Raw genomic sequence first — 8,396 nt, forward strand, 5'->3', positions numbered from 1 at the left:
CGATTTTGTCAGAGATCGCCGGGGGATCGTTCGATTTCAAGCGTGCGCTGGAGGACATTCACATGAATGTCGAGAGCAGGCTTTCCGAGCTGATCGGGCCCGCCGCCGGACGGCTGCACACCGCGCGGTCGCGCAACGACCAGGTCGCGACCGATTTCCGGCTCTATGTCCGCGATGTCATCGACGAGACCGACGCGGCGCTGGCCGCGTTCCAGCACGCGCTGGCGAGGCGGGCGCTGGAACATGCCGCCACCGTGATGCCCGGCTTCACCCATCTGCAGACCGCGCAGCCGGTGACCTTCGGGCATCATCTGCTCGCCTATGCCGAGATGGCCGCGCGCGACCGCGGCCGTTTTGCCGACGCGCGCAAGCGCCTCAATGAATCGCCGCTCGGCGCCGCAGCCTTGGCCGGAACTTCCTTCCCGATCGACCGGGCCGCGACGGCAACAGCGCTCGGCTTCGACCGGCCGATGGCCAATTCGCTCGACGCGGTCTCGGATCGCGACTTCGTGCTCGAAACCCTGTCGGCGGCGGCGATCGCGGCCGTGCACCTGTCGCGCTTCGCCGAGGAGATCGTGATCTGGACCTCGCCGCTGGCGGGCCTGGTGCGACTATCCGACAAATTCACCACGGGTTCCTCGATCATGCCGCAGAAGCGCAACCCGGACGCGGCCGAACTGGTGCGCGCCAAAACGGGGAGGGTGATCGGTGCGCTCACCGCGCTGTTGATCGTGATGAAGGGCCTGCCGCTCGCCTATCAAAAGGACATGCAGGAGGACAAGCAGGGCGCGATGGAAGCTTTTTGCGCGCTGTCGCTGGCGATCCGCGCGATGACCGGCATGGTGGAAGACCTCGTGCCCGATGAGGCGCGGATGAGGCTGGCTGCCGGCGAGGGCCATGCCACCGCCACCGATCTCGCCGACTGGCTGGTGCGGACGCTGAAGATGCCGTTCCGCGACGCCCATCACGTCACCGGGCGCATCGTCGCTTTGGCGTCGAGGGATGGCGTGGCGCTGCACGAGCTGCCGCTGAAGGCGATGCAGGAGGTCGAGCCTGACATCACGGCTGACGCGCTGAAAGTGCTTTCGGTGGAGTCTTCGGTGAAAAGCCGGACCAGCTATGGCGGCACCGCGCCCAGAAACGTGCTGGCGCAGGCCAAGGCCTGGCTGAAGCGGCTGGAAAAACAGCGGAAGTTGGGCTGAGCGGAAAAATTTTCGCTGCAATTTCATGGGTGTTCGGGGATCGTCGGGTCTCGCCAGAGCGAACCAATCTTTGTATGGTGCGACCCGCGCATTGGGGATTTCGTCGTGAAACGTGACCACCGCCTGACATCGCCGGGATGGGCCCTCATCCTTTTGAGCCTGCTCGCGCTCGCGCTGGGCGGCTGCGGGCGCAAGAGCGGGCTCGACCTGCCGCCGAGCGCGGCGCTGCCGTCGCAGACCGCCGTGGAAGCCGATTCCGAGGCCGCGCGGGCCAACCAGCCCGGCGTGTTCAATCCGGGCTACGGATCGGATTCGGCGCCCGCGGCGTCCAAGGGTCGCAAGAAATCATTCGTTCTCGACCCGCTGCTGGGCAACTGAGCGCGCCATGAACCATTTCGACTATCGCAACGGCGTGCTTCACGCCGAGGCGGTCGATCTTTCCGCTTTGGCGGAAGCCGTGGGCACGCCGTTCTATTGCTATTCGACCGCGACGCTGGAACGCCATTACCGCGTCTTCGCCGAAGCGTTTGCCGGCGAGAAGGCGGTGATTTGCTACGCCATGAAGGCCAACTCCAATCAGTCGGTGCTGCGCACGCTGGCAAAACTCGGCGCCGGCGCCGACGTGGTGTCCGGCGGCGAATTGCAGCGGGCGTTGGCCGCCGGCATTCCACCGCAAAAGATCCTGTTCTCCGGCGTCGGCAAGACCGAGGCCGAACTGCGCGCGGCGCTGGCCGCCGACATCTTCTGCATCAACGTCGAATCCGAACCGGAGCTCGAATTGCTGTCGCGGCTCGCGGTCGAAACCGGCCGGGCCGCGCGGATCTCGGTGCGGGTCAACCCCGATGTCGATGCCGGCACCCACGCCAAGATCTCCACCGGAAAATCCGAGAACAAGTTCGGCATTCCGATCGCGCGGGCGCGCGCGGTCTATGCCCGGGCGGCCAAACTGCCGGGGATCGAGGTCACCGGCACCGACATGCACATCGGCAGCCAGATCACCGATCTCGGAAAAATGGAAACCGCGTTCAGGATTCTGGCCGAATTCGTCCAGATGCTGCGCGCCGACGGCCACATGATCTCGCATGTCGATTTCGGCGGCGGCCTCGGCATTCCCTATTACAGGGATCGCGAGGCGCCGCCCGCGCCCGACGCCTATGCCGCCATGGTCAAGCGCGTGACGCACAATCTCGGCTGCACGCTGATGTTCGAGCCGGGGCGGATGATCGTCGGCAATGCCGGCATCCTCGTCACCCGCGTGATCTATCTGAAGCGCGGCGAGGCGAAAAACTTCGTCATCATCGATGCCGCGATGAACGACCTGATCCGGCCGACGCTCTACGAAGCCCATCACGACATCCTGCCGGTCCGCGAGGCCGTCAACGGCGCGCGCACCATCACCGCCGATGTGGTCGGCCCGGTCTGCGAAAGCGGCGATTACCTCGCGCTCGACCGCACGCTGACGGAACCTGCGCCCGGCGATCTCCTGGCGGTCATGACCGCGGGCGCCTATGGCGCGGTGCAGTCCGGCAGCTACAACACGCGCGCCCTGGTGCCGGAGGTGCTGGTCAAGGACGATCAATACGCCGTGGTGCGTCCGCGCGTCGAGGTCGAGGCGCTGATCGCGATGGACAAGCCGGCGCCGTGGCTATGACAGAGGTAAAACGGTCGCGTTGGATGTTCAACTGTCGTAATAGGCCGCGCTGCCGTAATAGCGATGATGGCCGGTGACGTCGTGCAAATCGCCGGTCCGAGGCGAGGCGGGCGCATGCGCGGCGTCGCAGATGATCGCGGCTGGCTTGCATGACGTCTCCGCGGTACGACCCGGCTGGTCGTTCACCTCCTCGAAGCGACCAAGACCGAGCACGAGAGCAACGAATTCGTCAGCCCAGCCAGCCAGCCGGGCGAGGGCGCCTTCGGGGTTTTGGCAGGAGGCGAAATGCTTCGGGGGCAGTGCGAGGGAACGCTGCCAGGCGGCCTCGTTGGCGGCGGTTGCATCTTTTGGCGGTTTTGAGAAATAACGCAGACTCGCCCGCATTTCCGGACCCCGAAATTGGCTGCATTCGCATGCGCCGATCCCGTCAAGGTCCGCTTGAATCTTTGATTATCCCTGAACGTCGGCTTTCCCCAAGGCGGGTTCGCGCCGGTAAGTTCATGGGCGCGGTCGAGAACTCGGCGCGTGGATAACAAAGCATTGCCAACTCTCAACTCGGGTTCGCAGCTGCGCCTGGTGTCGGCGATGCGGCCGCGGCCCGGCCTCGGTGCGCTTTGCGCGAGTCGCTCGAGATGGCGCCGCCACTCCGTAAATCTCCGGTGCCGCCTGCATCACCGTGCTTACGATTGCATTAATCAAAACCACTTAAATTTAGTGAGGGGACATGCTCGAACATGCTTTCGAGCCAGCGCGGGGTTAGGGGCGGTGGACATTCTCTTGACGATGGGCGGCCTTTTGGTCGCGTTGGTGGCCGCGTCCTGGTCCTGCGCAAGGTCATACTTTGAGCGTGGGCGGTACCAGGGCATGGAAGACGCCGTCCGCGAGATCACGAGGGGTATCAGCCTGCACTATGAGATCGAGGGTCAGGTCGCTCCCGATGGCGTGGCAAAAGCCATCAAGGCCATCAAGGCCATCTCCGGAAAACGCTTCAGGGGGCCAGCAGGTTCGACCGATCCACGCCACGCACAATTGTGGATATTGGGCGACGCTCTTGGCGAGGCCTGTTGGCTGAAGGGCCATGCCGCCGGGATCAGACGGAAAACGCCCGCGGAGGGAAAGACCCGTGTCGATCTGTCGCCGAATGAATTGTTGCAGCTCAGCTGGCTGGCGCATCTGGGCTTTCAACACATGATGCCCAATTTTCGCGATTTCGAAATTCATCGGTTCAGCGGTGAGGAAGATGCGCGGGAAGGCGCGAAAGCCGTCGGCAAGATCGAGGCCGCCATTCCCGTGAAGGAACGGCCGTTCGCCGACCTTTTGGTTCAGTTCGAGAGCCGACAGAAGCTGATCCGCGATTGGTGGAACGCCATGCCGGCCAGCCGCATGGCGTAAGCCCGGGCGAGGAGTTTGCGGCCATCCTGCTGATCGCGATCGATCGGCCGGCGCCGTGGCTGTGCCGTGTCGCGAGCGCGATGAGCTGCGTCCGGGAACCTATACTTCGCGGCGTGGCCGATGCGGCGGAGTGAAGGCCAACGACGTGAATCCTCAGTCCGAATTTCCCGTCGGCGGCTGGTCGTTCCACGGATTCAGCACCGGCGCTCGCGCCTTCCTGTAGTCGCTGACGTCGCGCGATACGATCGTCAGCCCATGGTGCAGCGCCGTCGCGGCGATGATGAGATCGGGCTGGGAAAAGGTGTGGCGCGCCTTGCGCCCGTCCTCGACCAGAAGCCGCCATTTGAACATGATGTCCTCGGTGATCGCGAGCACGCGCTGCTCGAACATCGGCCGCACCTTGTGCGCGAGCCAGTCATGGAGTTCGGCGCGACGGCCGGCATCGGCGACGTGCTCGATGCCGAACCGGATTTCAGCGAAGGCCACCGCGCTGACATAGAGAAGTTCGAGCGGTTGCGCGCTTATGAACGCGAGTACCTTGCGTTCCGGTCTCGGGCGGCGCAGTTCGGAGAGGATGTTGGTGTCGAGCAGCCAGCCGGTCAAAACGAGACCTCGCGCACCGGCATCCGCCTGCGCTCCGGTTCGATCGCGATATCGCGATGCGGCGAGGCCTGCATGGCGGCGATCAGGGACTTGCCGGTGAGATTTCCTTTGAGACGGCGAAATTCCTCGGCCGAGATGACGACGACTTCGTCGCGTCCGTGCACGGTCACGTGCTGCGGTCCCTCGCTGCGGACGCGCCGTACCAGCTCGCTGAACCGCGCCTTCGCGTCCTGCAGCCGCCAATGGCCGGATTTCGGAAGGCCCGCACCGCGGCGAGGCCCGGTCGGGGCTGATTTTACATTTCTGGTCATACTGACCAGTTTATCATGGGCGTCCTGGAATTTCAATGAGGGCTTGTTCGAGGGCGATGAATGAGGGTAACGGCCGGCGCCGTGGTTGTGATTGTTCCGCGTCCCGGACGCAGGGCGGCGCGCTGCGCGGCATCCGGGAACGCGCACTCACTTCGCAGGCGGCGCCGATGGCGCCTTGTCGCGAAGCGCCATGTAAATTGCCGGGATGACCAGCACCGTCAGCAGCGTCGAGGACGCCAGCCCAAACAGCAGCGAAATCGCCAGGCCCTGGAAGATCGGATCGAGCAGAATGGTCGCAGCGCCGATCATCGCCGCCAGCGCGGTGAGCAGGATCGGCTTGAAGCGCACCGCGCCGGCTTCCAGCACCACGTCGCGCAGCGATTTGCCCTGTCCGCCGCTGTGACGGATGAAATCCACCAGCAGGATCGAATTGCGGACGATGATGCCCGCCAGCGCGATGAATCCGATCATCGAGGTCGCGGTGAACGGCGCAGCCAACAGCCAGTGGCCGATCAGAATCCCGATCAGGGTCAGGGGAATCGGGGTCAGGATCACCAGCGGCAGCCGAAAACTGCGGAACTGGGCCACCACCAGGATGTAGATGCCGAGGATCGCGGCGCCGAACGCCGCGCCCATGTCGCGGAACGTCACATAGGTGATTTCCCATTCCCCGTCCCAGAGCAGCGTCGGGCGGGTCTCGTCCGCCGGCTGTCCATGCAGGCCAATGATCGGCTTCGGCAGCGCGCCCCAATCGTGGGCGTCGACGCGGTCGGCGACCGCGAGCATGCCGTAAAGCGGCGCCTCGAAGCGGCCGGCGAGTTCCGCCATCACCATGTCGGCAAAGCGGCCGTCGCGCCGAAAGATGGTTGGCGAGCCCTGTTCCGCCGTGGCTTTCACGAGCTGGCCGAGCTCGACGACGGTCTTGCTTCCGGGAAGCGTGTTGGCGGGCACCGGCGTCGAAGCCAGCGCCTCCGTCCAGGCGAGCTCGCGCTTCGGCAGCCGGACCGCGATCTCGATCGGATTGCGCTCTTCGCCGCGGTGGGAATAGCCGATCGATACGCCGCCAAACAGCGTCTGGATGGTGTCATAGACGTCGCGCTGCTCGACGCCGAAGAATTCAAGCCGGTCCTGGTCGATCGAAAGGCGCAGCCGCGGCCGCTTCTCCCCGATCGAATCGTCGATATCGACGATGAACGGCACCTCGGCGAAGATTTTCTTCAGCTCCCCCGTCACCGCGCGTCGGGTTGCCGCGTCCGGCCCATAGACCTCGGCCAGCAGCGTCGCAAGAACCGGCGGGCCGGGCGGCACCTCGACGACCTTGACGCTGGTGCCGGGAGGAATCCCGACCGCCTTGAGGCGCTGCCGCAGATCGAGCGCGATGTCGTGGCTGGCCCGCTTGCGATCCGCGCGCGCCGCGAGGTTGACCTGCAATTCGCCGAGCTCAGGCCTTTCGCGCAGGTAATAGTGACGAACCAGGCCGTTGAAGTTGAACGGCGCCGGCGTGCCGGCATAGGACTGCACTGAAATCGCCTCGGGCAATCCTTGCGTGATGTCCGCTGCCGCAAACAGCACCCGCTCGGTATCCTCGAGGCTGGCGCCCTCGGGCAGATCGACCACGACCGCGATCTCGGACTTGTTGTCGAACGGCAGCAATTTGACGGTCACGGATTTGGTCGCGAACAGCGTCATCGACAGCAGCGTGGCTGTGCCGACGCCGATCAGGAATATCCAGGCCGAACGCTTGCTTCTGATGATCGGGGTCGCGATGCGCCGATAGATGCGCCCGAGCAGGCCCTCGTCGTGAGCGGCGTGAGCCGGAATCCCGACCCCGTGCCTCGGCGCCAGCCGCAGCATCAGCCAGGGCGCTACCACCATGGCAATAAAGAACGAAAACAGCATCGCCGCCGAGGCGTTGGCCGGGATCGGCGCCATGTAGGGGCCCATCAGCCCCGACACGAACAGCATCGGCAATAGCGCGGCAACGACGGTCAGGGTCGCAACGACGGTCGGATTGCCGACCTCGGCGACCGCCTCGATGGTGGCCTGCAAGCGCGGCCGGCCATCGTTCATCGCCCAATGGCGGGCGATGTTCTCGACCACCACGATGGCGTCGTCGACCAGGATGCCGATCGAAAAAATCAGCGCGAACAGGCTGACCCGGTTGATGGTGTAGCCCATCAGGTTGGCGGCAAACAGCGTGAGCAGAATGGTGGTCGGGATCACGACCAGGGTGACGATGGCCTCGCGCCAGCCGATCGCGATCGCGATCAGGATAACGATCGAGACCGTGGCCAGGCCGAGATGAAACAACAATTCATTCGCCTTCTCGTTCGCGGTCTCGCCATAGTCGCGGGTGACCGCGACCTCGACGTCGTCGGGGATTAGGCGCGACTTCAACCCCTCGAGCCGATGCGCGATGTCATCCGAAACCACCACGGAGTTGGCGCCCGCCCGCTTGGCCAGCGCCAGGCTGACCGCGGGGACGCGCTGCCAATTGCCCTGGCCGTCCCGGCCATCATTCCAGACCCGGTGCTCGGCGGTGTTAGGCCCGATCACCACCGAGGCCACGTCCTTGACATAGACCGGCCGTCCGTCCCGGGTCGAAATCAGGAGCAGACCGATGTCGGGGATGCCGGCCAGGGTCTGGCCCGCCGACACGTTGCGGACGATTCCGGCTTCACGGACCTGTCCGGCAACGAACGAGCGATTGGCGTCCTTCACCTTGGCGACCAGTTGCTGCAGCGTGACGCCGAACAGTGACAGTTTCTCCGGGTCGGGCTCGACCCGGATCTGCTGGGCGGCGCCGCCGGAAATATAGGTCAGCCCGATGCTGTCGACCTTGATCAATTCGGCGCGCAGCTTGTCGGCCAGTTCGTACAGGTCCTTGTCCGACCAGCGGTCGGCCGCGCCCGGCCTTGGCGCGAGCGTCAGCACCGTGACGGCGACGTCGTTGATGCCGCGGCCGACGATCAGGGGCTCGGCGATGCCGACCGGAATGCGGTCGAGATTGGCGCGGATTTTTTCATGGACGCGAAGGATCGCGTCCTCGGATTTGGTTCCGACCAGGAAGCGCGCGGTCACCATCACCCGGTCGTCTTCGGTCTGGCTGTAGACGTGCTCCACGCCGTCGATGCCCTTGACGATGGCCTCCAGCGGCTTGGTGACGAGTTCGACCGCATCCGGTCCGCGCAGCCCGTCGGCGTTGACGCGGATGTCGACCATGGGAACGCTGATCTG

At 64.9% G+C, this 8,396-nt stretch carries 8 protein-coding genes; 4 read left to right on the forward strand and 4 right to left on the reverse strand.

All coding sequences use genetic code 11. From position 1 onward, the window contains the following. The 3 genes from argH to lysA form a co-directional block, all read left to right on the forward strand. Positions 1-1,202 (forward strand): argininosuccinate lyase (argH, locus tag WCE35_RS17430; protein ID WP_424594571.1); only part of this gene is annotated, 1,202 nt, incomplete at its 5' end. A gap of 105 nt (positions 1,203-1,307) precedes the next feature. Further along, entirely contained in the window at positions 1,308-1,580 is a 273-nt protein-coding gene (lptM, locus tag WCE35_RS17435) for an LPS translocon maturation chaperone LptM (protein WP_424594572.1), read from the forward strand. 7 nt (positions 1,581-1,587) lie between these two features. After that, entirely contained in the window at positions 1,588-2,853 is a 1,266-nt protein-coding gene (gene lysA / locus WCE35_RS17440) for a diaminopimelate decarboxylase (RefSeq protein ID WP_424594573.1), read from the forward strand. Positions 2,854-2,880: 27 nt separating this feature from the next. Here the strand turns inward: lysA and WCE35_RS17445 are convergent, their stop codons facing one another. Continuing rightward, the gene (locus WCE35_RS17445; protein ID WP_424594574.1) at positions 2,881-3,237 is read right to left on the reverse strand and encodes a hypothetical protein; all 357 of its coding nucleotides are present in this window, start codon (positions 3,235-3,237) and stop codon (positions 2,881-2,883) included. Between the two features lie 141 nt (positions 3,238-3,378). Here WCE35_RS17445 and WCE35_RS17450 point away from each other — a divergent pair, with 141 nt between their 5' ends. Further along, positions 3,379-4,245 carry a hypothetical protein gene (locus tag WCE35_RS17450; RefSeq protein WP_424594575.1) on the forward strand — a complete coding sequence of 289 codons (867 nt, stop codon included), beginning with the start codon at positions 3,379-3,381 and terminating at the stop codon, positions 4,243-4,245. 153 nt (positions 4,246-4,398) lie between these two features. Here WCE35_RS17450 and WCE35_RS17455 read toward each other — a convergent pair whose 3' ends face one another. The 3 genes from WCE35_RS17455 to WCE35_RS17465 form a co-directional block, all read right to left on the reverse strand. Continuing rightward, positions 4,399-4,848, reverse strand: a complete 450-nt coding sequence (locus tag WCE35_RS17455) for a type II toxin-antitoxin system VapC family toxin (RefSeq protein WP_424594576.1) — start codon at positions 4,846-4,848, stop codon at positions 4,399-4,401. After that, on the reverse strand, positions 4,845-5,159 hold the full coding sequence (locus WCE35_RS17460) for a type II toxin-antitoxin system Phd/YefM family antitoxin (protein WP_424594577.1): 315 nt from the start codon (positions 5,157-5,159) through the stop codon (positions 4,845-4,847). Before WCE35_RS17460 ends, WCE35_RS17455 begins: the two co-directional genes overlap by 4 nt. A gap of 147 nt (positions 5,160-5,306) precedes the next feature. Then, positions 5,307-8,396 (reverse strand): efflux RND transporter permease subunit (locus WCE35_RS17465; RefSeq protein WP_424594578.1); only part of this gene is annotated, 3,090 nt, incomplete at its 5' end.

It is taken from the genome of Bradyrhizobium sp., assembly GCF_049691595.1.
In the GTDB taxonomy this organism is placed as follows: domain Bacteria; phylum Pseudomonadota; class Alphaproteobacteria; order Rhizobiales; family Xanthobacteraceae; genus Bradyrhizobium.

Coding starts and splice junctions, on each gene's coding strand:
- WCE35_RS17445 (WP_424594574.1), bottom strand. CDS start 3,237: ATGCGGGCGAGTCTGCGTTATTTCTCAAAACCGCCAAAAGATGCAACC.
- WCE35_RS17460 (WP_424594577.1), bottom strand. CDS start 5,159: ATGACCAGAAATGTAAAATCAGCCCCGACCGGGCCTCGCCGCGGTGCG.
- lysA (WP_424594573.1), top strand. CDS start 1,588: ATGAACCATTTCGACTATCGCAACGGCGTGCTTCACGCCGAGGCGGTC.